Here is a 23,003-nt window from a genome sequence, read left to right as displayed (position 1 = left end):
TTCAGGCTCTGGCACTCGAGCTATGCGACTGCCAATGGTAACCGATCCGGTCAATCGGCTATTCCAGTCCCCGCTCCCCGAACCAACCGGCCAGCTTGCCGCGGCGGCTCACCGCGCGCAGGCGGCGTTCGACCTGGTCGCGACAGGCGGCGGTGGTGACGACGAGGAGCTGGTCGTCGGCGCGGATGCGGGTGTCGCCGGACGGCACGAACGATTTGCCGTCCCGCACCACGAGGGTCACCGCCGCACCCGCCGGCAGCCGCAGCTCGAAGACCTCCACTCCGTGCAACTGGGACCCGGATGACACCTTGACCTGCAGCAGGTCAGCCTGCAGCTCCTCCAGCGGCGCCGCCTCGACCTCCAGGTCGTGTGCCTCGCCGGTCGCCGTCACCCCCAGCTTCCTGGCCACCCACGGCAGCGTCGGTCCCTGCAGCAGAGTGAAGACGATCACGATGATGAAGACCTGGTTGAAGACGTGCTTGGAGCCCTCGACGTCCGCCGCCCACGGGATCGTCGCCAGCACGATGGGGATCGCGCCGCGCAGCCCCGCCCATGACAGGAACGCCTGCTCCCGCCAGCTCACCCTGGCCAGCCGCAGCAGCCGGGCCAGCACCGCGCTGACCGCCACCGAAATCGGCCGGGCGATCAGCACGAGGACCGTTCCCGCGATGAGGCCGGGCAGGATGGCCGAGCCCATCTCCTTGGGGGTGGCGAGCAGCCCCAGCATGACGAACAGCCCGATCTGCGACAACCACGCGGCGCCCTCGGCGAAGCCCCGGGTGGCGGCCCGGTGCGGCAGCCGCGAGTTGCCCAGGATGAGTGCCGTCAGATAGATCGCCAGGAAGCCCGAGCCGTGCAGCAGCACGGCGCCGCCGTACGAGACGAAGGTCAGTGCCAGCACCGCGATCGGGTACAGGCCGGAGGCCGGCAGGGCGACGCGGCGCAGCGCGTACGCGCCGGCGGGCCCGACGGCGAGGCCGACGGCCGCGCCGATCACCAGCTCGATCGTGGTGTCCAGGACGAACGTCCCGAGGGACGGCGCGTCCGCCATGCTGCTCAGCAGCACCACGGCGATGACCGTGGGGGCGTCGTTGAAGCCCGACTCGGCCTCCAGCGCGCCGGACAGGCGCGGCGGCAGCGGCAGGCGGCGCAGCACGGAGAACACGGCGGCGGCGTCGGTGGGCGCCAGCACCGCGCCGAGGATCAGCGCGGTGGTCAGGTCCACGCCCAGCAGCGCCCGGACGATCATCGCCATCACCAGGATGCTGACCGCGACGCCGATCGTGGCCAGGATCAGCGCCAGCGGCACCGACCGGCGCACGTGGGACCAGTTGGTGGTCAGACCACCTTCGGCCAGGATCACGGCCAGCGCGATCATGCCGATCTGCTTGGCCAGGTCGGGGTCGTTGAACGGGATGCCCAGCCCCGCGTCGCCCAGCGCCAGCCCGAATCCCAGGAACAACAGGAGGCTCGGCAGGCCACTGCGGTGCGCGATCCGTACGGACGCGATCGCGGCGATGACGATCGCCGCTCCGAGAAGGAGCCAGACATCCAGCGTCATATGGCCCCCTCTCGCATGTTCGGTCACATAAGACTAGTGAGTCCCTCGGGGCTGATCGCCCAGCGGACCCGCTGGTCGTGGCGTTCGGCGGGCACACCGTGGATCAGCTCGCCGTCGTGGAGCAGTGCGACCGTGGGGACGTTGGGGCCGACCCGGGCCAGGGCGCGGTCGTACGAGCCGCCGCCACGGCCGAGCCGTACCCCTGACAGCCTGTCCACGGCGAGCGCCGGCACGATCACCAGCGCGGCGGTGCGGATCGCGTCGACCCCGCGGCGCGTGTCGACCGGCTCCATCACCCCGAACCTGCCCGGCGCCAGCGTGTCGGGTCCGTCGTAGACCGCCCAGTCGAGGTCGTTGTCCTCGCGCAGGACGGGCAGGATCACGGTCGCGCCGTGCTTCCACAGCGCGAACACCAGCCCGTGCGTCTCCGGCTCGGTGCCGATGGACCAGTAGCACGCGACGAGCCCCGCCATCTGCACCCACGGCTGGTCGAGCAGCGTTTCGCGTACCTTCACCGCGTTGGCGCGCCGCTGCTCGGGGGTGAGGGAGGCGCGCGCGGACAGCAGCTCGCGACGCAGGTTCAGCTTGTCCACAGGGTCCTCCACTAGGGTCTATGTATGGCTGACTTCGACCCTGTGACGAAAGCCGTCGTGCCCGCCGCGGGTCTGGGCACCCGGTTCCTTCCGGCGACCAAGGCGACACCCAAGGAGATGCTGCCCATCGTCGACAAGCCCGCTATCCAGTATGTCGTCGAGGAGGCCGCCTCCGCCGGGCTGCTCGACGTTCTCATGGTCACGGGCAAGAACAAACGGTCGATCGAGGACCACTTCGACCGGGCGTTCGAGCTGGAGGAGGTGCTCGAGGCCAAGGGCGACGAGCACCGGTTGTCCCAGGTCCGCGAGCCTGCCTCGCTCGCCACTCTCCACTACGTACGGCAGGGCGAGCCGAAGGGCCTCGGCCATGCGGTGCTCTGCGCCAAGCAGCACGTCGGCGACCACCCGTTCGCCTGCCTGCTCGGCGACGACCTCATCGACCGTCGTGACGAACTGCTCAAGCGCATGATCGAGGTGCGCGACACCTACGGGGGCAGTGTCATCGCGCTGATGGAGGTGCCGAAGGAGCAGGTGTCGCTGTACGGGGTGGCGACGATCGAGGCGACCTCGGAGGACGACGTCGTCCGCGTCACCGATCTGGTGGAGAAGCCGCCGGCCAAGGACGCGCCGTCCAACTGGGCGATCATCGGGCGCTACGTGATCGACCCGGCGGTGTTCGAGGTGCTGGAGAACACCCCGCCCGGCCGCGGCGGCGAGATCCAGCTCACCGACGCGCTGCGCACCCTCGCCGGGCGCGGCTCGGACCAGGGCGGGCCCGTCCACGGCGTGCTGTTCCGCGGCCGGCGGTACGACACCGGTGACAAGCTCGACTACCTGCGCACAGTGGTGAAGTTCGCGGCCGACCGGCCGGACCTGGCGCCGGAGTTCGTGCCGTGGTTGCGGGAGTTCCTTGATGAAATCGGTTGACGCCCACCTGGCCGACATCCTGGCCACCGTACGGCCGCTGGCGCCCCTGGAGCTGGAGCTGGAGCGGGCGCTCGGCACGACGCTGGCCGAGGAGGTGACCTCCCCGGTGCCGCTGCCGCCGTTCGACAACTCGGCGATGGACGGTTATGCCGTACGGGCCGCCGACATCGAGCGGGTGCCGGTCAGGCTGCCGGTGATCGACGACGTGGCGGCCGGGTCGCGCGAGCTGCGGGCCGTGGGGCAGGGGCACGCCGTACGGATCATGACGGGCGCGCCCGTGCCGGCCGGTGCCGACACGGTCGTCCCGGTCGAATGGACCGACGGCGGCACCGTCGCCGTCACCATCGACCGCAGCGCCCCGGAGGGCAACGCCATCCGCCGGGCCGGCGAGGACGTGCAGGCCGGCGAGATCGTCCTCAAGCCCGGCACCGTGATCGGCGCCGCCCAGCTCGGCATCATCGCCGGGGTGGGCCGCCGGCGGGTCAAGGCGCGGCCGCTGCCGCGCGTCGTGGTGCTGTCGACCGGAGCCGAGCTGGCCGAGCCGGGCACGCCGCTGCAGCCGGGCCAGATCTGGGACTCCAACAGTTACACGCTGGCCGCCGCCGTCAGGGAGACGGGCGCGGAGGCGTTCCGGGCGACCACCGTCAACGACGACCCGGCCGCGTTCCTCGACCAGCTCGACGCCCAGCTCGTCCGGGCCGACGCCGTCGTCACCAGCGGGGGCGTCTCGATGGGCGCGTACGAGCCGGTCAAGGAGGCGCTCGGGCCGCTCGGCACGGTCCAGTTCGAGAAGGTCGCCATGCAGCCCGGCATGCCGCAGGGGTTCGGCGTGGTGGGGGAGGACCAGGTGCCGATCTTCGCGCTGCCCGGCAACCCCGTCTCGTCGTTCGTGTCGTTCATGCTCTTCGTCCGGCCCGCGCTGCGGAAGATGCGCGGCCTGCCGGCCGGCTTCCCGCGGACCGAGGAGGCGTACGTCATCGGCGCGCTGCGCTCACCGGCGGGGCGGCGGTCGTTCCTTCGCGGGGTGCTGGCCGACGACGGCACGGTGACGCCGGTGCACGGGCAGGGCTCGCACCAGCTCGCCGCGCTGGCCACGGCGAACGCCCTCATCGTGGTGCCCGAGGACGTGACAGAGGTGCCGTCGGGCACGGCGGTCGAGGTGATCAGACTGTGAGCGAGTTCACGCACCTGGACGAGACGGGCGCGGCGCGCATGGTCGACGTCTCGGCCAAGGAGGTCGGGGCACGTACGGCCACGGCGACCGGGCGGGTGCTGCTGTCCGGTGAGGCAGTGGCGCTGCTGAGGTCGGGGGAGGTGCCCAAGGGCGACGCGCTCGGCGTGGCCCGGATCGCCGGGATCATGGGCGCGAAACGGACACCCGACCTGATCCCACTCTGCCACCCGATCGCGCTGCACGGCGTCAAGGTCACGCTGGAGGTGACCGGGTGGGGGGTCGCGATCACCGCCAGGGTGAAGACGGCCGACCGCACCGGGGTCGAGATGGAGGCCCTGACCGCGGTGTCGGTCGCGGCGCTCGCGCTGATCGACATGGTGAAGGCGGTGGATCCGGCGGCCGTGGTCACCGACGTGCGGGTCGAGGAGAAGACGGGCGGCAAGACGGGGGTGTGGACGCGGCCATGATCCGTGCTCTCGTGGTGACGGTGTCCAACCGGGCCTCCGCAGGGGTGTACGAGGACAGGTCCGGGCCGTTGCTGGTCTCGCTGCTGGAGGACGTGGGCTGCGCCGTGGAGGGGCCCGTGGTGGTGCCCGACGGCGAGGCCGTAGAGGTGGCGCTGCGTGACGGTGTCGCCGCCGGGTACGACGCGATCGTGACGACCGGGGGTACGGGGCTGACGCCGCTGGACCTGACGCCGGAGATGACCGCCCGAGTGATAACCCGGGAGATTCCCGGCATCGCAGAGGCCATCCGGCAGACGAACCGCGACAAGGTGCCCACCTCCATCCTGTCCCGCGGCCTCGCCGGTCAGGCGGGCTCCACCCTCATCGTCAACCTGCCCGGCTCCACCGGAGGCGTACGCGACGGCGCCGCCGTCCTGGTGTCCGTGCTCAAGCACGCGGTCGACCAGATCCGCGGGGGCGACCACCCGCGCTGACCGTGGCGATGGTGCACCGAAGGGGGGATGATGGGTGGTGTGGATCGACTTCGTGGCTGGCCGGCGACCCTGAACGAGGGGCCAGTGGGCCTGCGCCCACTCCGGCTGGCCGATGTGCGTGTGTGGCGGGAGACGCGGTTGCGCAACGCCGACTGGCTGCGCCCCTGGGAGCCGAGCAACCCGGAAACTCCGCTGTTCCGCACCGGGCTCGGCCCGTACATCTCCATGGTCGGCACCCTGCGCCGCGAGGCGAGGCAGGGCATGGCGCTGCCGTGGGTGATCACGCACAGTGGCCGGTTCGCCGGGCAGCTCACCATCGGCGCCATCGTCTGGGGCTCGGCCCGCTCCGCCCAGGTGGGCTACTGGATCGACGGCGCGCTGGCCGGGCAGGGCATCACCCCCACCGCCCTCGCCATGGCCGTCGACCACTGCTTCTTCACCACCGGGCTGCACCGGCTGGAGGCCAACATCCGGCCCGAGAACCAAGCCAGCCGCAGGGTGGTTGAGAAGCTCGGATTCAGGGAAGAAGGCATACGGCGTCGTCAACTTCACATCGATGGAGCCTGGCGCGACCACATCTGCTACGCGCTGACCGTGGAGGACGTTCCCGGCGGGCTGCTCGTACAGTGGCGTCGCGCACGTGAGTCAGCCGCTCGCGGGGGGTCTCCTGTAGAAGAGGTTTGACGATCTCGCGACACACCGCACCGAATGCTCGTCAATCAGTGACACGCGGTCTTACGGTGCGTGACGTGAGCACATCGAAGACGCCGTCGACACACAGGCGTATTCGTCGTGCCCGGAGGTGGCCGTGAGCAGCGTCCTCCTCTATCTCGCCATCGTCGTCATGTGGCTCGGCGTCCTCGTGCCCATGTGGCTGCGCCGCGACAAGACCAACCTCGCCGAGCTGGCCGAGCTCGAGGAGTACTACACCGGCGAGCACCAGCTCCCCGACCTCGAACGCCTCGAGGCCCCGCCCGCCACCGACCTGCCGTTGCCGGAAGGCGAACGGGTCGACCCGCGCCAGTTCCGCGCCCGCCGCCGCGCCATCATCGTCGCCCGCCGCCGCCGGCTGCTGTTCTTCACCGCGCTGCTCGTCATCGCCTCGGCCGTGACGGCCGCGGTCCAGATGATGCCGTGGTGGGGGGTCGCCCCGTCCGTGGTCATCATGCTGGGGTACCTGGCGTTCCTGCGCATCGCCGTACACGTGGACCGCGAACGCCGCCAGCGCGCCGTCCAGGCCCGCGCCGACCGCGCCCGCCGCCTCCGCGAACAGCGCCGCGCCGCCCGCCTCGCCGCCGAACAGGCGGAGGCCGAGATCATCGAGCTGGCGGCCCGGCAGGGCGACGTCCTCTTCGACCAGTACGCGGATCCGCCGGCACGTGCGGTGGGGGACTGAGGGTGGCGCGAGGACCCCTTGGAGTTTGCTAATCTGGTCGAGGTCTTGGGGATGTAGCGCAGTCCGGTAGCGCACTTCGTTCGCATCGAAGGGGTCAGGGGTTCGAATCCCCTCATCTCCACCAGAATATTTGCAGGTGACAAGGGGTTTCGGAGTTGATCCGGAGCCCCTTTTCGCTTGTCTGGGAGTCTATGGGAGCCAATCGGGGAGCCATCTCACTCGGACTCTCTACCCGTGTCGGCTGTCGCCGAAGATGGTGTTCATGGTCTGGGCACCCTTGGTGATCACTGGCCTCCACCCGCCACTCAGCTGCGCCCCGCCGAGACCCGGCCTTGGCGTCCGCTATCGAGGCCGCCCGTGATCCACTCACGGCACCTACCTCGTCGAGCTGTTCGCACCGCTCCGAAGACGCCGCCTCAAGGGGCAGGGGCCGACGGGAGAGGGCCCAGGTCGCGGATGATCCCGGCCAGGGCCCGGATGGGCTCGCTCTCCGCCTCGCTCCGCCACACCAGCGCGTACGGCAGCGGCTCCAGATCGGTGACCGGCAGGTAGGCGATGTCTGGCCGTGCCCAGTAGCGGGTGACGTGGGCAGGGAAGAGCACGACGAGCCCGTCCATGCTGGCGAGGGTCATGGCCTCTTCCGCGTCTCCCACCACGGGGCCGCGCTCGATCTGACGGCCCCGCCGGGTGAGGCGCGGGGCGTAGGCGTCGTACCAGTAGCCGGGCCCGGTGTCGGCGTGCGGGTGCTGGAAGTCGGAGACCATCTCCAGCGAGACCGACGCGCGCGGGGCGAGCTGGTGGTCGGCGGCGACGGCGAGCACGCGCTGCTCGGCGAACACGACCGGCCCCACGGTGAGGTCAGGTTCGTCGACGGGGAGCCAGCTCACCAGGACGTCGATGTCTCCGCGGCGCAGCGCGGGAAAGGCTTGGCCCAGCTGTGCGCTGTGGATGCGCAGCTTCCACTGCGGGTGGCGGAGGCGGAAGATGTCCCAGTAGGGGCGCAGGTCGTAGGCGTTGAGCGGCAGCATGCCGACGCGCAGCGTGCCGGTGATGCCCTGGCCGGCGAGCTGGGCGCGTTCCATACTGTCCTTCAGCCCGGCGTAGAGCGGCCGGAGGTCGTCCCGGAGCTGGCGCCCGACCGGTGTCAGCCGGACCGTGCGGTTGTTGCGCTCGAACAGCGGAGCGCCGACCTGCCGTTCCTGCTTCTGGATCGCCTGGGTGACGCGAGCGGGCGACAGGCACAGCCGGGTGGCGGTCCGGCCGAAGTGCAGCTCCTCGGCCAGGGTCAGGAAGATCTCGATGTCCCGCAGTTCCACGCCTGACCTGCTCCGTTCACTCCCGCTGAAGGTGATCTTTCGGGATTCGTCGTTGTTCCGGGTGTTCACCGTACTTGATCCTCGAAACGTACGATTAGCCGCTGATCGAGGGAGCACGTGGATGGACGTCCTTGTTTGCGGTGCCGGCGTCGCCGGGGCCGCCCTGGCGTACTGGCTGCGCCACCACGGGTTCACCCCGACCGTGGTGGAGCGCGCCCCGCGGGTGCGCCCGGGCGGGTACGCGGCGGGCCTGCGCGGCGAGGCGCTGGACGTGCTGGACCGGATGGCCCTGCTGGAGCAGGCCGAAGCGCTGGACCTGCGTCTGGGTGATACGACGCTGGCCGACGAGTACGCCGCGCTGCCCGTGGCGATCCGCGCGGGCGATCTGGAGATCCTCAGGGACGACCTGGCCGGCCTGCTGTACCAAACCACCTGCCGGGAGGTCGAGTATGTTTTCGGCGACTCGATCGCCACCCTGGAGCAGACCGCCGACGACGTGCGGGTCACCTTCGACCGCGGCCGGCCGCGCCGCTTCGACCTGGTGGCCGGCGCCGACGGGCTGCACTCGCGCACCCGCTCGCTGGCCTTCGGGCCGCACGAGCGCTTCGTCCGGCACCTGGGCCTCTACACGGCGGTCTTCGGCTTACCCGGCCATCTCGGCGCCGAAGACGGCGGCCGGGTCCACCGCGTACCGGGCAAGGCGGCCGGGGTGCTCAACACCCGCGACGGCGCCCGAGCGCGTGCGGCGCTGTGCTTCGCCTCCGGGCCGCTGGCCTACGGCCGCGATGACGCCGGGCAGCACAAGCGCATCGTGGCCGAGCGGTTCGCCGGCGAAGGCCGGCTGGTACGGCACCTGCTGGAGGAGATGTGGGGGGCGGAGGATCTCTTCTTCGAGGCGAACGCCCAGGTCGAGATGGACCGCTGGTTCTCGGGCCGGGTGGTGCTGCTCGGGGACGCCGGTTACTGCGCGGCGCCGGCTTCGGGTCGCGGCGCCTCCCAGGCGTTGATCGGTGCCTACATCCTGGCCGGCGAGCTGGCCGCCGGCGGCGGCCACGCGCAGGCATTCGCCGCCTACGAGCGGGAGATGCGCGGCTTCGTCGCCGAGCACCAGCACATGGGGCGCGAAGGCGCCGACCAGTTCTTCCTGGGCACGCCTTCGCAGGAGGGGCTCGACCGGAAGACGGCGGCCCGCCCGCACCTCGTGCGGCTCAAGGACTACGTTCCCGGCTTCGCCGCGGAGCGGCCTTCACCCGGCCGGGCTGCCCGCTGACCTGGCGCTGCCGTGTCAACGGCGGCGTCAGGGCGGCGACGGCCTGGTGTCAGGCCCCTTCGCGAGGGTGAACGCACGAACGCCGGATCGGAACCGGCGGACCCATCATGACGACAAGGAGACAAGGATCATGGCAATCGGGAGGAACGGCTTTTCCGAGCCGGGTCTGCGCAGGCTGCGTGAGGTGCTGGCACGGCACGTCGACTCCGGGAAGATCCCCGGCCTGGTGGCCCTGGTCAGCCGCGGCGGCCAGACCCACGTCGAAACGCTCGGCACGATGCAGCACGACGGTGGCGCGCCGATGCAGCGGGACACGATCTTCCGCATGGCCTCCACCTCCAAGCCGGTCTCCATCGCCGCCGCGATGGTGCTGCTGGACGAGTGCCGGCTGCGGCTGGACGACGTGGTCGACCCGTGGCTGCCCGAGCTGGCCGGCCGCCAGGTGCTCACCCGCATCGACGCCGAGCTGGACGACACCGTGCCGGCCCGCCGCCCGATCACCGTCCGGGACGTGCTGACCTCCACCTTCGGCCTCGGCATGGACATGACCGCGCTGGGCACCCCGATCCTGAACGCCATCTTCGAGCGGGGGCTGACCCCGAACCTGCCGACCGAGGTCCCCGAGCAGGACGAGTGGATGCGCCGCCTCGGCGAGCTGCCGCTGATGCACCAGCCCGGCGAGCAGTGGCAGTACCAGATCAGCAGCGACCTGGTCGGCGTGCTCGTCTCCCGGGTTACCGGCCAGTCGTTCGAGGACTTCCTGCGCGAGCGCATCTTCGAGCCGCTCGGCATGACCGACACCGGCTTCCACGTGCCCGCCGACCAGCTCGACCGGCTGCCCACCCTCTACGCCCCCGACCCGGCCACGGGCGAGTTCCTCGCCTGGGACCAGCCCGAGGGCGGTCGCTGGAGCAAGCCGCCGGCGTTCCAGGGCGGCGGTGGCGGCCTGGTCTCGACCGCCGACGACTACCACGCCTACTTCCGGATGCTGCTCAACGGCGGCACCCACAACGGCCGGCGCATCCTGTCCCGGCCGGCCGTGGAGCTGATGACCACCAACCGGCTCACCCCGGAGCAGAATGCCGCCCGCACCGCCCTGGCCACCAGCGCCGTGCACATCTCCTTCGGCCAGGGCCAGCAGGGCGGCTGGGGCCTGGGCATGGCGGTGCGCACCTACCGCGGCGACTACGCCCCCATCGGCCAGTTCGGCTGGGACGGCGGCAGCGGCACCTCCGCCTACTCCGACCCTGCCAACCAGCTCACCGGCATCCTGCTCTGCCAGCTCGGCTACACGGTGCCCAACCCGGCCCACCTGATGAACGACTTCTGGACCACCGTCTACCAGGCCATCGACGACTGATGGAAGGAGTGGGTGTCATGCGTGTCTGGTCCATCACGGGCGCGCCCAGGGAGGCGGCAGAGCGTTCGCGGAGGCTGCGCTGAGCAGAGGAGATCGGACGCGGCCCGCGACGTGGCGCCGCCGGCGGGCCTGCAGGCCCGCCACCCCGACACCCTGGCGTGCGTCCCGCTCGACGTCTCCGACCTCGCCGCGGTGCACGAGGGCGTGGACCTGGCGGTGGACGCGTCCGGCAGGCTCGAGCCGCCTGGCTCCCGGCTGACAGCTCCGTCCCGGTTCGCGCGCGACACGACGCGGCGAACGACACGATCGAAAGGTCATTGATGATGAAGCACCACGATGCCACCCGGCCCGCGGAGGAAGACCTGCGAGAAGAGCGGCCGGCGGGGAATGCCGACGTGATCATCGTGGGGGCCGGCCCGACCGGTCTCATGCTGGCCGCCGAACTGCGCCTGGCCGGAGTGCGGCCGCTGGTGCTGGAACGGCAGCCGCGGCCCCGCGACACCCCCAAGGCCGGCGGCCTGGGTGGGCAGATCCTGGAGCTGCTGCGCTACCGAGGCTTGCTGCAACGTTTCGAAGCGGCCTGCACCGGCCCGATGCCCGCTCCCCGGTTCCCGTTCGGCGGGGTGCACCTGGACTTCACCCGCCTGCCGGATCCCCCGATGCACGCCCTGCCGCTGCCGCAGCAACTGCTGGAGCGGCTGCTCGACGAACGCACCGGCGAACTCGGCGTCGACCTCCGCCGCGGACACGAAGTGACCGCGGTGAACCAGGACGACGCCGCGGTCACCGTTGACGTGCGCGGCCCGAACGGCCCTGACCAGGTGAGCGCCCCCTATCTCGTGGGGTGCGACGGCGCGCGCAGCCGCATCCGCGACTGGGCCGGCATCCCGTTCCCCGGCACCACCTATCCCGAGGTCAACCGGCTGGCCCAGGTCACCCTGCCCGACACGGTCACCGTTCTCGGCAACGGCGATCTCGACGTCCCCGGCTTCGGCACCATCCGCGCCGGATTCACCCGCACCGACCAGGGCCTGCTCGGCGTCGGCTCCTCACCCGGCACCCAGTCCGTCTCCCTCTACACCATCGAGGACGAGACCACCGAATACGACGACGACGTCCCGATGACCCTGACCGAACTGCAGGACAGCATCCACCGCGTGCTCGGCGCCCACCTGCCCCTGGCCGGATCGACCCGGCTGTCGCGCTTCACCTTCAAGGCCCGCCAGGCCGATCGCTACCGCGAGGGGCGGATTTTGCTGGCCGGTGACGCGGCGCACCTGTTCCCCGCCACCGGAGTGGCGCTCAACGCCGGCATGCTGGACGCGGTCAACCTGGCCTGGAAACTGGCCGCCGACCTCCACGGCACGGCTCCGGCCGGCCTGCTGGACACCTACCACACCGAACGCCACCACGCCGGCGCCCGCACCATGCTGCACACCCGCGCCCAGGTGGCCCTGCGACGTGGGCACGACGCGGCCGCCGAAGCGCTCCGGGAGGTTTTCACCGAACTGCTCGCCGACGAGCAACCGCTGCGCCGCATGGGAGCCCTCGTCGCCGGCACCGACATCCGCTACCCGATGCCCGGCGCCGGCCATCATCCGCTGGCCGGCACCTTCGCCCCCGACCTCACCCTGCACACCGGCCAAGGCATCACCAGCGTCGCCGAGCTCATGCACACCGCCCGGCCCGTCCTGCTCGACCTGGCCGACCGCCCAGAGCTCCGCCAGACCGCCCGGGACTGGCGGCATCTCCTCGACGTCCACACCGCCAAGACCGACGACCGACCGGCGGACGCACTGCTGATCCGCCCGGACGGCCACGTCGCCTGGGCCGCCGGCCTCGACGAATCCGCGGACAGCGCCTCGCCCTCGCTGCGTGAGGCACTTGCCGCATGGTTCGGAACGCCTTGAGACATAGGGAGAGACATGACAAGTAGACTCACCGAGCTGGCCGTCGACTGCCACGATCCGCAGAGACTCGCGGCCTTCTGGTGCGAGGTCCTGGACTTCAAAGTGATCGACCGGAACGAGGGCAAGGTCGAGATCGGCTCCTGGGAGCCGACCGTCGAGCAGGTCCTGACCCGCCAGATGCCGCCCACCTTGCTGTTCATCCAGGTGCCCGAAGGCAAGACGGTGAAGAACCGGCTCCACCTCGACGTCAGCCCGATCGACGGCAGCACCGACGACGAGGTGACCAGGCTGCTCGGCCTCGGCGCCACCAAGACGGATGTGGGCCAAGGCCCAGACCGAAGCTGGGTGGTCATGGCCGACCCCGAGGGCAACGAGTTCTGCGTCCTACGCACCCTGGCGGTGACGCGCCACAGTTAGCGTCGCTGTTTCTGCGACACCTTCGTCGTGCCCAGATGCCCGGGCTTCGTGATCATGTCTCGTCGACATAGCTGGCGGCGATGTCGTCGGGTGGGTGGTGGGAAACGATCAGCGCGCGGTCGGGAAGCGATCTTCAACTGGTCGGTTCGCTCAAGGTCAGAGGCACTCGAGAACACCCGACCAGTAGGTGCGAAAGGCCCGATTCCAGAACACGGAGCCGGGCCCTCGTCGCGCTGCTGGTTAGCTCCACCAGTCCTGCTCGGGCAGTCTGAGCCAGACGTCGGGTTGATCTGTGATCGAGCGGGCGTCGGTTGGCTGCAGGCCCGCACCAGCGAAGCAGTAGGCCACTGCTTGGTAGTGGTAGAGGTAGGTGGTGAGGATGTCCTCCGTGGGGTCGTTGTCGGATACGGCGCCTCCGCCGGGATGGGTGTCCCATTTCTCGATGACGCCGTCACGGGCGACGGCTCCTTGGTTGCCGCTCTTGGGGTTGGCGAACATGGCGTAGCAGACAGAGCCGACCGACAATCGCTTTATGACGCCGGGGGTGGACGCGTTGTATCCCCACGGCTGGAAGACGACGCATCCGCCCGGCACGTCCGTGATGCCGATGAGGGACAAGCTGTCGTCGAAGTCCGAGAATGGGTCATCCATGATCTCTTCGATGTCGTCGTCATCGGCCGGTGTAGCCTCCAGCCGCTGCGCCGCCTCGGCGGCGGTGATGTCGGCCACACAGGCGACGCTGAAGCCGTCATCCTCCAAGCGGCCCAAAGTGGTGATCAGATGCCTGGCCGTGGAGGCGGCGGCGGTCTCGGCGGCAGACAGGCCGGCCTCGCCGGGAGGAAGAGTGAACAGGTCAGGGGTTGGAGTGGCCAGGCTGAGGCGTCCGGGGGACCAGCCGTTCATCATCGGCCGCCACGGGTCCGCTCCGGCGGCGGCCAGAGCGCGGGCGTTGTCGGGGCGGTTGTTGAAGATGGCTTCCCAGAGGGCGGTACGGCCTTCGTGTTCAGCATCGACGTCGTCGACTCGCCGGGACAGTTCAGCGACCACCTCAGGTGAACCCCATTCGGCGGCGGCGTGCAGCGGTCGTTCATAGATGTACACGCCCGTGTTGGGGTCGGCGCCCGCGTCGAGCCGGGCGCGGATCAGATTGAGGTTCTTCCAGCCATCCCAGTCGATACCGGACCAGTCGGTTCCATTGTTGACGACCATGAAACTCCTTGAGGAGACGTATGGAACCTTTGAAGCCGATCATGGCGTACGGGGCCGACAACTTCCGGCTGGCCGCAGTCGGTACCGTAAGAGGGCGGCGTTCTCCGATGGTCATACTGGCCGCTGAGAGGCCAAGCGGAGTCAGTAAAACGTCAGCGGACCCGATGACACGGAAGCGCTGCCGCACAGCGGGTGCGTACAGCAACCGCATGATGCAGAGCCACCTCCGGCGGGGATTCCGGCCCCGAGGTGATCGCCTCAGTGGTGGCTGGGGCCTTGATCACCTCGCCCACCGCCGCCCCAGGCGAGCCCAGCAGACCGGCTCCTCCGGCGCAAGCCCGGCTGGCTCTGTTGGCATCAGGTGATCGAGGAAGGGGGCGGCCGACGGGCACGCGAACCCGTATCTTGCCCAGCACGGGGATGAACTGCGGGCTGTCGGCGGCTTGGCCTGCGGACAGCACGAACGCCAGCGGGCGGCACTTGCGATCGGCGGCCAGGTGAACTTTGCTGGTCTGCCCGTCCCTGGAGCGCCCCAGCAGGGCGGCCGTCAGCCGGAGTTTTCGCCGGCGCCGGACGCGTCGTCGTTCCTCCCGCTCGGGATCGATCTCGGCGTCCTGTCCGCTTTGTTCTTCGAGACCGCCCCTTTTGACCTTGCCTTGTCCGCCTCGGCAGCGGCCTTCTCCAGCGCGCCGAGGACGTCCGCGGCCAGGTGCATCCCGGCCGCGTCGTGGTGAGCACGCGCGGTGGTGGAGTCGACGCTGACCAGGGACAGGTCCACATCACCCCGCTTCGCCGCTTCCGCGATCAGGCCCTCCAGCAAGGCCTCGAAGACGCCGGCGTCACGCCATTGCCGGAAGCGGTTGTGGACGGTCGACCAGGCACCGAACTCCCGCGGCATCTCCCGCCACTGCCCGCCGGTCCTGAACCGCCAGATCACATCCTCGAACTGCTGCTGTAACCGCTCGGGATACGGGCCGTACTCGCCGATCGGCAGATACGGCCCGATGAGCTCCCACTCCGCGTCCGTCAGTTGCACTCGCGTCACGCAACAAGATCTACCGGTCCAGGCCCCACCACGAGGACGAATCAGCAGATTGATCACGCCCAATACGCGCCCTGGGGCTGTTCTTGAAACGGCTGGACTGAGGTTGACGGGATCCCGTTCGATCATCTGAATCGGACGGGATTTCGCGTTTTCCGAGGTGTTCGGATCGTTGGGCGGGCCGGTTCTGGCTCGTGTGGCCTTCAAAGCGAGGGGCGCTGGTGGCGTTGAGCCGCTGGGAGCGCGTGGAGGGCTGGCGGCCGGGCGTGCGGGACCGGTCGGTCGGAGTAGTGCTGTCCGGTTGTCAACCCAGCGGATCAGGCGCCCGGTGGCGGTCTTCCGAATGCTGCCGGCGGGTCCAGATCTGGATCTTGTGCAGTGGATGCGTAGGTGTCCTCGGTTGGAGGCTCGCGGTGGTCGTGGGCTTGCCGCCAGGCGAGCAGGATGAGTTCGTTGGTGACGGTGACCATGAGTGCGGCGAGCAGGATCTGGGCGACGCGGCCGTGGGCGAGCCGGTTCTTCGGATCACCCAGGTCGAGGTCGTGGCCCTTGAGACGGCCGTTCAACCCCTCCGTCATGGCACGGGCAGAGGAGTACGTCCCTCGCCACGAGGGGCTGAGATAAGGCAGGTCCTGGCGGAACTTGTCGAGGTAGCCGAGGTCGCCGGGGTGCAGGGTGATGGTCTGCTGGTGGCAGATCTTCGGCAGCTCGCTGGTCTTGTGGTCGGGAGTCGGGGACAGGACACGAGGTTTGGCCGAGACGTGGGCGGCTCGCTGCCGGGCGTCGGTCAGGTCGACCGCGGTGGACCGGCGGGGCCCGCGCTGGTGGAGGCGCACGAAGCGGGGGCAGGTGACCGACGGAGAGGTTCCTGCTGCCGGGCACTGCAAGCGGATCGCGCCGTCTGCGTTTGCGTTCTGTTTGAGACGCAGCAAGTACGGCTCTCGCGCGGCGATCAGCGCGGTGAGTTCTTTCGTTGGTGTGCGGATGGCGGCGTCGTCCAGGCCGGTGGTGGCCTGCGCGAGCCGGGCGGGCATCAGGGGGCAGGCCAGGGAGCCGTCGATGAGCAGGGCGCCGTGGGCGCTGCCCTGCACTCCCCGGGCTGGGCACCTGCCGGCGCGCCGGACCGATTGCCGGCCACCTATCACCGCACTCACGGCGTGAGGTACTTCCACGGCTGCTACTCCGTCGGCGATGACCTGCTGTGGGGCATCAACCACCGGCGCAAGGGCAGCGAACCCACCTGGTCAGCCTTGAAGTCCATCCGCGCCGCCCGCCCGGACGGCGCCCCGATCTACGTGATCATGGACAACCTGTCGGCGCACAAGAACCGGCGCATCCGCGCCTGGGCGGACAAGCACAAGGTCAGGCTGCTGTTCACCCCGACGTATGCGTCCTGGGCCAACCCGATCGAGGCTCATTTTGGACCGTTGCGCCAGTTCACCTTGGCCAACTCCAACCACCCGAATCACACTGTCCAGACCCGGGCCCTGCACGCCTACCTGCGCTGGCGCAACGCCCACGCCCGTCACCCCGACGTGCTGGCCGCTCAACGCCGCGAACGCGCCCGCATCCGAAGCGAGAAGGGCATCCGCTGGGGAGGTCGGCCTCTGGCTCCCGCAGCCTGAAGCCTGTTACCCAACCCGATGATCGTTTCCGGTCACAGCACTAGGAGCTGTTTGGGATTCGGATCTTGGTGGGGTCGGTGCTGGGCTGGTCGTGACTGGTAGAACTCGGATGTGGCGCGCTTCGATGTGACCGATGCCGAGTGGGCTTTGATCGAGCCGCATCTGCCGGTGGCGGCTACCGGGCCGCTGCCGCGGCGGGTGCGTGATCAGTTCAATGGGATCTTGTGGCGGTTTCGCACCGGATCCGGCTGGCGTGACGTGCCGGAACGGTACGGGCCGTGGTCCACGGTCTACTCCCGGTTCAACGGCTGGGCCAAGGCCGGGGTGTTCCAAGGGCTGATGGACGCATTGATCGCCGAGGCCGCATCGCGTGGACAGGTCGGGCTGGAGCTGGTCAGCGTGGACTCTACGATCGTGCGGGCGCATCAGGAGTCGGCCGGGCTGGCGGTCGCCGGGGAGACCCTGGATGCGTTGGAGCAGGCGCTGACCGAGGAAAAGGGGGCTCCGCTGCCGGAGCAGCCGCCGGTGCTGCGGGTGATGCGCCCGAGGCCACACCCGAGGCCGGCGCGTCGCCGCCGCACGAGCGCGCCGCCGTTCGGCGACGCCGCAAGGCGCGGGCGAAGGCTGCCGAGCTCGGCCGATCCCGGGGCGGGCTGAGCAGCAAGATCCATGCCGCGGTCGATGCCGCCGGGCTGCCGCTGGTCTTCGTGCTCACGCCCGGCCAAGCCGGCGACTGCCCGCGATTCACCACTGTCCTGGACAAGATCCGCGTGGCCGGACCGGTGGGCCGGCCACGGACCCGCCCGACGGCGGTGGCCGCGGACAAGGCCTATTCCTCCAAGGCTAACCGTGCCTATCTGCGCCGCCGCAGGATCGGCGCGGTCATCCCGGAGAAGAGCGACCAGCAGGCCAACCGGAAGAAGAAGGGCTCAGCCGGTGGGCGGCCTGCCGCCTTCAATCCCGAGCGCTACCGGCAGCGCAACACCATCGAACGCTGCTTCCAGAAGATCAAGGCCTGGCGTGGCCTGGCGACCCGCTACGACAAGGCCCCGGAAAGCTACGAGGCCGGGCTCTACCTCCGGGGCTCGATCCTGTGGTTAAGACTCCTCACCTCAACCACATGATCCGAACTCTAAACAGCTCCTAGCGACCATCCGATGCACTTCGTGGCAGCTTCATTGATGACAGGTCGAACGGGCCGGCCCGCCGAAGATCTGTAAGGCATCCGCCTTTGGCGGACAAGTACTTATATGATGTTAAGAACGGTGCTCGTCGCCACTCTCCTGGCGGGAGCGGTCATCGCCACGCCGGCCTCGGCGGCAGCCGAACGGTCCGCCGAGGAGAACGGCGTCACCCTGATCACCGGTGATCGCGTGCTGGTCACCGGTGCGCGTCACCGCATTGAGCCGGGACCCGGCAGGCAGGTGAACTTCGCGAGCCAGGTACGCGACGGCCACCTGTACGTGATCCCGTCCGACGCCGCGCCCCTGATCGCCGAGGGCGCACTCGACCGGCGCCTGTTCGACGTCACCCAGCTCCTCGAATGGGGCTACGGCGACGCCGACAGGTCCGACATCCCCGTCATCTCCCAGGGCTCTACCGGCCTACGGGCGACCCGGAACCTGTCTGCCCTCGGCATGAGCGCCACCCGCCTGCCGAAGGCGGAGGCGGCCGCGACCTGGCGGAACCTGACCTCCGTACGCACCCTCGCGGGCGGGACCAAGCTCTGGCTGGACGGCCGCAAGTCGTACTCGCTGGCCGAGAGCGTGCGACAGATCGGCGCGCCCCAAGCCTGGCAGCAGGGCCTCACCGGCAAGGGCGTCACCGTCGCGGTGCTCGACTCCGGCTACGACGCCGACCACCCGGACCTGAAGGACGCGGTGGTCCACGCGCGGAACTTCAGCGACGACCCCGACATCAGCGACCCCATCGGCCACGGTACCCATGTCGCCTCGACCGTCGCGGGCAGGGGCAAGACCTACCGCGGCGTGGCGCCGGAGGCGAACCTCGCGATCGGCAAGGTGGGCGGCGCCAATGGCCCGACGGACTCGGCCATCCTCGCCGGCATGGAGTGGGCCGCCATGGAGGTCAAGGCCAGGGCCGTCAACATGAGCTTCGGCTACGTCGACGGACCGGAGCTCGACCCGCTGGAGCAGGCGGTGAACACGCTGTCGGAGCGTACCGGGACGCTGTTCGTCGTGGCGGCGGGCAACGACGGCCCCAGCGGAAGGGTGAGCACCCCCGGCAGCGCCGAGGCGGCGCTCACCGTGGGCGCGGTGGACAAGCAGGGCGTCCTGGCCCCCTTCTCCAGCATTGGGCCGCGCGTCGGCGATCACGCGATCAAGCCGGACGTGACCGCTCCGGGCGTCGCCATCATGGCCGCCGCACCGAGCGGCGGCCACCAGATCATGAGCGGCACCTCGATGGCCGCGCCGCACGTCGTGGGCGCGGCGGCCATCGTGGCCCAGCGCCACCCGGACTGGACGGGCGCGCGGCTCAAAGCCGCCCTGGTCGGCAGCGCCAAGCCCGCCGACGGCGCGACCCCCTACCAGCAGGGCACCGGCCTTATCGACCTCGAACGCGGGCTGAAGCAGCAGGTCACCGCCACGGGCGAGCTGTGGGCGACCTTCCCGTGGGACGACGACGCCCGGACGGCGACCAGAACCATCACCTATGCCAACGCGTCCGACGCGCCGATCACCCTGGACCTGACCACGCAGAGCGAGGTGCTCAATCCGTCGGCCGCCCAGGTCACGGTGCCGGCCAAGGGCGAGGCCACGGTCACGCTCACCATCGATGCCACCGGCAAGGCCCCCGGCGACCACCCGGGTGTGATCAGCGCCACGTCGGGTGACACGGTCGTCCGCACGCCGGCCGGCGCGTACGTCGAACCGGAGTCGTACGACGTCACCATCGAACTGCTCGACAAGCAGGGGCAGCGGACCACCCCCATAATCGCGGAATTCTACGACGCCGAGACGAGCGAGATCCACACGCTGGCCTTCCGTCAGGGCGTGGCCACGATCCGGCTGCCGAAGGGCGACTGGAATCTGTACGCCTTCCTCGAGGAGGTCGTCGACGGCGCCTTCGTCCAAACGCTGGCCGACCTGCCCGTCAAGGTGGACAGTGACCGCCGGCTCACGGTGGACGCCCGCAAGGGCCGAGCGGCCAAGGTCACGCTCGACGACCCGAACGCCCGGCTCAAGCCCGGCTACTCCCTGGGCCTGGAGCATGGCGCCTGGAGTTCCTGGGTGTTCGCGGGCGACGACGTCAGCGCTGTTCACGCCATCCCGAGCCGCAACCCCGGCCTGACGTACACGCTGGGCACGACGTGGGTGAGCAAGGACGTCTCGCCCAGCCCCTTCGTCTATGACGTCCACGACCGGCATACCGACGGCATCCCCGAGGACCTCACCCACGAGGTCAGGCGGCGCGACCTCGCGAAGGTCACCGTGACCTACCGGGCCTCGGGGGTGGCGGCCACGGGCAGGCCGCTCACCGGGCTTCAGTTCTCCGATCGTCCGGGTCGGTCGCTGATGTCGCCGGTCGGTGAGATCGCGCTGCCCGGCACGGTGGTCTACTACCGGACCCCCGGCCTGACCTACGAGAGCGGGATCGAGGTCGGCACCTCGCGCTCCTTCGACGGCGGTAAGGTCGCGCGGCCGGGCGAGAGCAGTGAGGTGTGGAACGCGGCGGTGACCGGACCGTCGTTCCTGCTGCCCGGCGGCAGCCGTACCGGGGATCGGCTGACCTTCTCCGGGGTGGGGATGCTCGCCACCGGAGGCCCGGATCGTACGGGTATGGACAGCGCTGCCACCGGCACCGTCACGCTCGCCAGGAACGGCAGCCCTCTCGCCACGGGTAACATCGCGAACTGCCGGCTCAACGATCAGAAAGGGTGCGGGCTCCAGGCCGAATTGCCCGCCGGAGGCGCCGACTACACGCTGACGGCGTCCGTGCAGCGTGAGGTCCCGTACTCGACGCTCACCACCGGCACGGAGTCGGTGTGGCGGTTCCGGTCGAAGACCACGGCGAAGGAGCAGCCGCTGCCGCTCATGGCGGTCCGGTACGCGCCCGAAGGGCTGGACGACCACAACCGCGCCAAGCCCGGCAGCAAGACCCGCGTGCCGCTGTGGGTGGAGCGCAATCCCGGCGCCGCGAAGGCGTCGGTCACGTCGATGCGGCTGGAGATGTCCACCGGCGCCGGCTGGCGGCAGGTGCCGGTCGTGCGCGTCGGTACGCGGTGGACGGCCGTGCTGCCGAACCCGGACCAGGCCGGGTTCGTGTCACTGCGGGCGACGGTGTCCGATTCGTCGGGCGCGGCAGTGACCCAGTCGATCACTCGTGCGTACGTCGTCGGACGTACGCCGTCGGCTGACGGAGTTCGGCCGGGTGGGGCCCGACTCCCACCCGGCCGAGTCTTCTCTTCGGCGCTGAGCGGGGCCGCCACCTGGGTGGCGGGCGTCCAGTCGATCGCCGCCACCCTGGCCGGCATCCTGACCGAACGCCGCCTGAGCCTGCGCGGCCTGGCGGCCGCCTCCGGCGTCAACCGCCAGTCCATCTCCGACCTGCTTGCCGGGCGTTCGTGGCCGGACGTGGCCACCATCGCCCTGCTGGAGACCGCTCTCGCTGCCAGGCTGTGGCCGGAGGGCACCCCGGCCTCCCGATGACGACGCCGAACCTCGAGCTGGACGCCGTGATGATATCGACGGCATGGTCGAGCCTCCTCTCCGCCACCCCGAAAACCCGGACATCCGGGCAGAAGCAGCCGCCATTTGGCTCGAGAGCCTCCAAGCGATCACCTATCGCGCTACGCTCGGAAAGCGCGAGCCTTCAAGGAGTTAGGTCTGTTGGGCGCTCACGCAACCCGGTGCCGTCGAGCTGCTACTCGGCGGCATCACTCTTTTGATCCGGTCACCAGATCGGCAAGCCCTGCTCAGCTCGTGGCGGCGCCTCCTTCGCCGGCGAACCCGTTCACCCCGGAGGCGATCGCGAACAAGCCCTGCTCACGCTCGACCAGCCAGCCATCGACCACCAGCCGCTTGCGCCGCGCGCGCATCCCCTCCACCTGACCGCGGACATCCTGCTGACCCAGCGCCCGCACCACCTCCCGCGCCCGCAACGGCTCATCAGAGCTAGCCAGCAACACCACCGCGTCCTTGCGCAACCCCCGCAGAATCGGACGCTCCTGGGGAACCTCCCCATGCCCGGCAACCCCCGGATCGCTATGGCCCGCGCCAGCATGATCGTCATCGGAAGCTTCGCCGCGCCCCGCCTCCGCCAGCTCGTCGGCCGCCTCCAGCGCGGTCAGCTCCTCACGCGCGATGGACAGTCGCTCCAGGCGACGCTCCGCCACGGCCAACCGCTCCTGCAGCTCCTCCATCTGCCCGGACAGCTCGACGTATTCCTGCCGTGCGGACTCCTCGGCCCTGTCCAGCTTCATCAGCAGCGACGTCACCATCGCCTCCCTCGTGACAGTCCTGAACCGCCGCCATCACTCAACGCATAGCTGCAACTCCACACTGTAGGCGACATGGCATCGCTGACCCCAAAGACTGCAAGATCCCTTCAGGGCCTCAGCCAGCCCCTGGCTCAATGTGGCCATGTGCTGGACAGCGGCGATCCCGGACGGGACCTGTAGATCGGCGACCCGGAAACAATAAGGTCAGCAACCATGCTGAACGATTGGCGAGCCGACAGGATCGGCAGTGCCCTGCAGGGCCGTAACCCCACGGTGATGAAACGACTCGACGCGAGCTTCGCGGTGATCGGCGACACCCAGTTCCTGCCGGGTTACTCCGTCCTGCTGGCAGACGACCCCAACGTGCAGCGGCTATCGGACCTGCCTCGCACCAAGCGATTGGCCTTCCTGTCCAGCATGGATCACCTCGGCGAGGCGGTTGAACAGGCCTGCCGCAGCCTGGACCCGGCGTTTCGGCGCGTGAACCTCGAAATCCTTGGAAACACCGACGCCTTTCTCCACGCACATGTCTGGCCGCGCTACGAATGGGAGCCCGCCCACCTCGTCGGTTACCCGGTATGGCTGTACCCGCACGACCGGTGGAGCGACCAGCAATTCGCTCTTGGCCCACAACACGATGCCATGCGCGAGGCGATCGAACATCATCTGAGCGTGCTCACGGGAAACGATCACTCCTGATCCGGGAAGCGACCTTCCAAGCGGCTCCTCCACTCCAGTTCAGCCGCGCTCGTGAACAGCCCAGCGAAATTCCTCGAGTACTACAGGAACCCCAGCAGGGCGG

General features: G+C 69.8%; 18 protein-coding genes, 1 tRNA gene and 3 pseudogenes. 15 read left to right on the top strand and 7 right to left on the bottom strand.

The genetic code is table 11. The features are described from left to right. Window positions 1-58: 58 nt before the first annotated feature. Window positions 59-1,561 (bottom strand): potassium/proton antiporter, encoded by a 1,503-nt coding sequence (locus FHU36_RS08450; protein WP_185083188.1) that lies wholly within the window; start codon window positions 1,559-1,561, stop codon window positions 59-61. Between the two features lie 23 nt (window positions 1,562-1,584). Further along, window positions 1,585-2,154 carry a 5-formyltetrahydrofolate cyclo-ligase gene (locus tag FHU36_RS08445; RefSeq protein WP_185083187.1) on the bottom strand — a complete coding sequence of 190 codons (570 nt, stop codon included), beginning with the start codon at window positions 2,152-2,154 and terminating at the stop codon, window positions 1,585-1,587. Window positions 2,155-2,178: 24 nt separating this feature from the next. On the opposite strand from FHU36_RS08445, the gene galU reads away from it, so the two are divergent. The 7 genes from galU to FHU36_RS08410 all read left to right on the top strand — a co-directional run bounded on the left by galU (window position 2,179) and on the right by FHU36_RS08410 (window position 6,715). Then, a complete protein-coding gene (gene galU / locus FHU36_RS08440; protein ID WP_185083186.1) occupies window positions 2,179-3,081 on the top strand; it encodes a UTP--glucose-1-phosphate uridylyltransferase GalU in 903 nt (300 codons plus the stop codon). Then, entirely contained in the window at window positions 3,068-4,255 is a 1,188-nt protein-coding gene (gene glp, locus FHU36_RS08435) for a molybdotransferase-like divisome protein Glp (protein ID WP_185083185.1), read from the top strand. Before galU ends, glp begins: the two co-directional genes overlap by 14 nt. A gap of 38 nt (window positions 4,256-4,293) precedes the next feature. Then, the gene (gene moaC, locus FHU36_RS08430; RefSeq protein ID WP_246502276.1) at window positions 4,294-4,722 is read left to right on the top strand and encodes a cyclic pyranopterin monophosphate synthase MoaC; all 429 of its coding nucleotides are present in this window, start codon (window positions 4,294-4,296) and stop codon (window positions 4,720-4,722) included. Continuing rightward, the gene (locus FHU36_RS08425; RefSeq protein ID WP_185083183.1) at window positions 4,719-5,195 is read left to right on the top strand and encodes a MogA/MoaB family molybdenum cofactor biosynthesis protein; all 477 of its coding nucleotides are present in this window, start codon (window positions 4,719-4,721) and stop codon (window positions 5,193-5,195) included. Before moaC ends, FHU36_RS08425 begins: the two co-directional genes overlap by 4 nt. Before the next feature lie 30 nt (window positions 5,196-5,225). Further along, the gene (locus FHU36_RS08420; protein ID WP_185084693.1) at window positions 5,226-5,879 is read left to right on the top strand and encodes a GNAT family N-acetyltransferase; all 654 of its coding nucleotides are present in this window, start codon (window positions 5,226-5,228) and stop codon (window positions 5,877-5,879) included. Window positions 5,880-6,003: 124 nt separating this feature from the next. Then, on the top strand, window positions 6,004-6,591 hold the full coding sequence (gene sepX, locus FHU36_RS08415) for a divisome protein SepX/GlpR (RefSeq protein WP_185083182.1): 588 nt from the start codon (window positions 6,004-6,006) through the stop codon (window positions 6,589-6,591). Between the two features lie 47 nt (window positions 6,592-6,638). Next, window positions 6,639-6,715: transfer RNA gene (locus FHU36_RS08410), tRNA-Ala, on the top strand. A 292-nt stretch (window positions 6,716-7,007) separates the two neighbouring features. Here the strand turns inward: FHU36_RS08410 and FHU36_RS08405 are convergent. Next, window positions 7,008-7,907: a LysR family transcriptional regulator gene (locus FHU36_RS08405; protein WP_185083181.1), complete on the bottom strand. Its 900-nt coding sequence runs from the start codon at window positions 7,905-7,907 to the stop codon at window positions 7,008-7,010. Between the two features lie 121 nt (window positions 7,908-8,028). On the opposite strand from FHU36_RS08405, the gene FHU36_RS08400 reads away from it, so the two are divergent. From FHU36_RS08400 to FHU36_RS08380, 4 genes are all read left to right on the top strand, one after another. Beyond that, entirely contained in the window at window positions 8,029-9,177 is a 1,149-nt protein-coding gene (locus FHU36_RS08400) for an FAD-dependent monooxygenase (RefSeq protein WP_185083180.1), read from the top strand. A 130-nt stretch (window positions 9,178-9,307) separates the two neighbouring features. After that, window positions 9,308-10,537: a serine hydrolase domain-containing protein gene (locus FHU36_RS08395; protein ID WP_185083179.1), complete on the top strand. Its 1,230-nt coding sequence runs from the start codon at window positions 9,308-9,310 to the stop codon at window positions 10,535-10,537. A gap of 323 nt (window positions 10,538-10,860) precedes the next feature. Next, window positions 10,861-12,447, top strand: coding sequence for an FAD-dependent monooxygenase (locus FHU36_RS08385; protein ID WP_246501999.1), 1,587 nt, complete (start codon window positions 10,861-10,863; stop codon window positions 12,445-12,447). A gap of 15 nt (window positions 12,448-12,462) precedes the next feature. Beyond that, window positions 12,463-12,864, top strand: a complete 402-nt coding sequence (locus FHU36_RS08380; RefSeq protein WP_185083177.1) for a VOC family protein — start codon at window positions 12,463-12,465, stop codon at window positions 12,862-12,864. 240 nt (window positions 12,865-13,104) lie between these two features. Here FHU36_RS08380 and FHU36_RS08375 read toward each other — a convergent pair whose 3' ends face one another. The 3 genes and pseudogenes from FHU36_RS08375 to FHU36_RS46260 form a co-directional block, all read right to left on the bottom strand. Further along, a complete protein-coding gene (locus FHU36_RS08375) occupies window positions 13,105-14,073 on the bottom strand; it encodes an ankyrin repeat domain-containing protein (protein WP_185083176.1) in 969 nt (322 codons plus the stop codon). Window positions 14,074-14,408: 335 nt separating this feature from the next. After that, a pseudogene (locus tag FHU36_RS08370) lies at window positions 14,409-15,118 on the bottom strand (IS5 family transposase); the annotation flags it as partial. 314 nt (window positions 15,119-15,432) lie between these two features. Continuing rightward, on the bottom strand, window positions 15,433-16,206 hold the full coding sequence (locus tag FHU36_RS46260; protein ID WP_185083175.1) for a hypothetical protein: 774 nt from the start codon (window positions 16,204-16,206) through the stop codon (window positions 15,433-15,435). Here FHU36_RS46260 and FHU36_RS46255 point away from each other — a divergent pair. The 3 genes and pseudogenes from FHU36_RS46255 to FHU36_RS08350 form a co-directional block, all read left to right on the top strand. Continuing rightward, window positions 16,168-16,740 (top strand): annotated as a pseudogene (locus tag FHU36_RS46255) (transposase); the annotation flags it as partial. The gene FHU36_RS46260 and the pseudogene FHU36_RS46255 overlap by 39 nt on opposite strands. Before the next feature lie 111 nt (window positions 16,741-16,851). Continuing rightward, a pseudogene (locus FHU36_RS08355) lies at window positions 16,852-17,864 on the top strand (IS5 family transposase). A 141-nt stretch (window positions 17,865-18,005) separates the two neighbouring features. Further along, the gene (locus FHU36_RS08350; RefSeq protein ID WP_185083174.1) at window positions 18,006-21,410 is read left to right on the top strand and encodes a S8 family serine peptidase; all 3,405 of its coding nucleotides are present in this window, start codon (window positions 18,006-18,008) and stop codon (window positions 21,408-21,410) included. Window positions 21,411-21,676: 266 nt separating this feature from the next. Here the strand turns inward: FHU36_RS08350 and FHU36_RS08345 are convergent, their stop codons facing one another. Further along, window positions 21,677-22,201, bottom strand: a complete 525-nt coding sequence (locus tag FHU36_RS08345; RefSeq protein ID WP_185083173.1) for a hypothetical protein — start codon at window positions 22,199-22,201, stop codon at window positions 21,677-21,679. 213 nt (window positions 22,202-22,414) lie between these two features. On the opposite strand from FHU36_RS08345, the gene FHU36_RS08340 reads away from it, so the two are divergent. After that, on the top strand, window positions 22,415-22,900 hold the full coding sequence (locus FHU36_RS08340; protein WP_185083172.1) for an HIT family protein: 486 nt from the start codon (window positions 22,415-22,417) through the stop codon (window positions 22,898-22,900). The last annotated feature ends 103 nt before the right edge of the window (window positions 22,901-23,003 follow it).

This window comes from Nonomuraea muscovyensis, assembly GCF_014207745.1.
Classification (GTDB): domain Bacteria; phylum Actinomycetota; class Actinomycetes; order Streptosporangiales; family Streptosporangiaceae; genus Nonomuraea; species Nonomuraea muscovyensis.
Note: the sequence above shows the minus strand (reverse complement) of the source record. Positions and strands in the feature narration are given on the sequence as shown.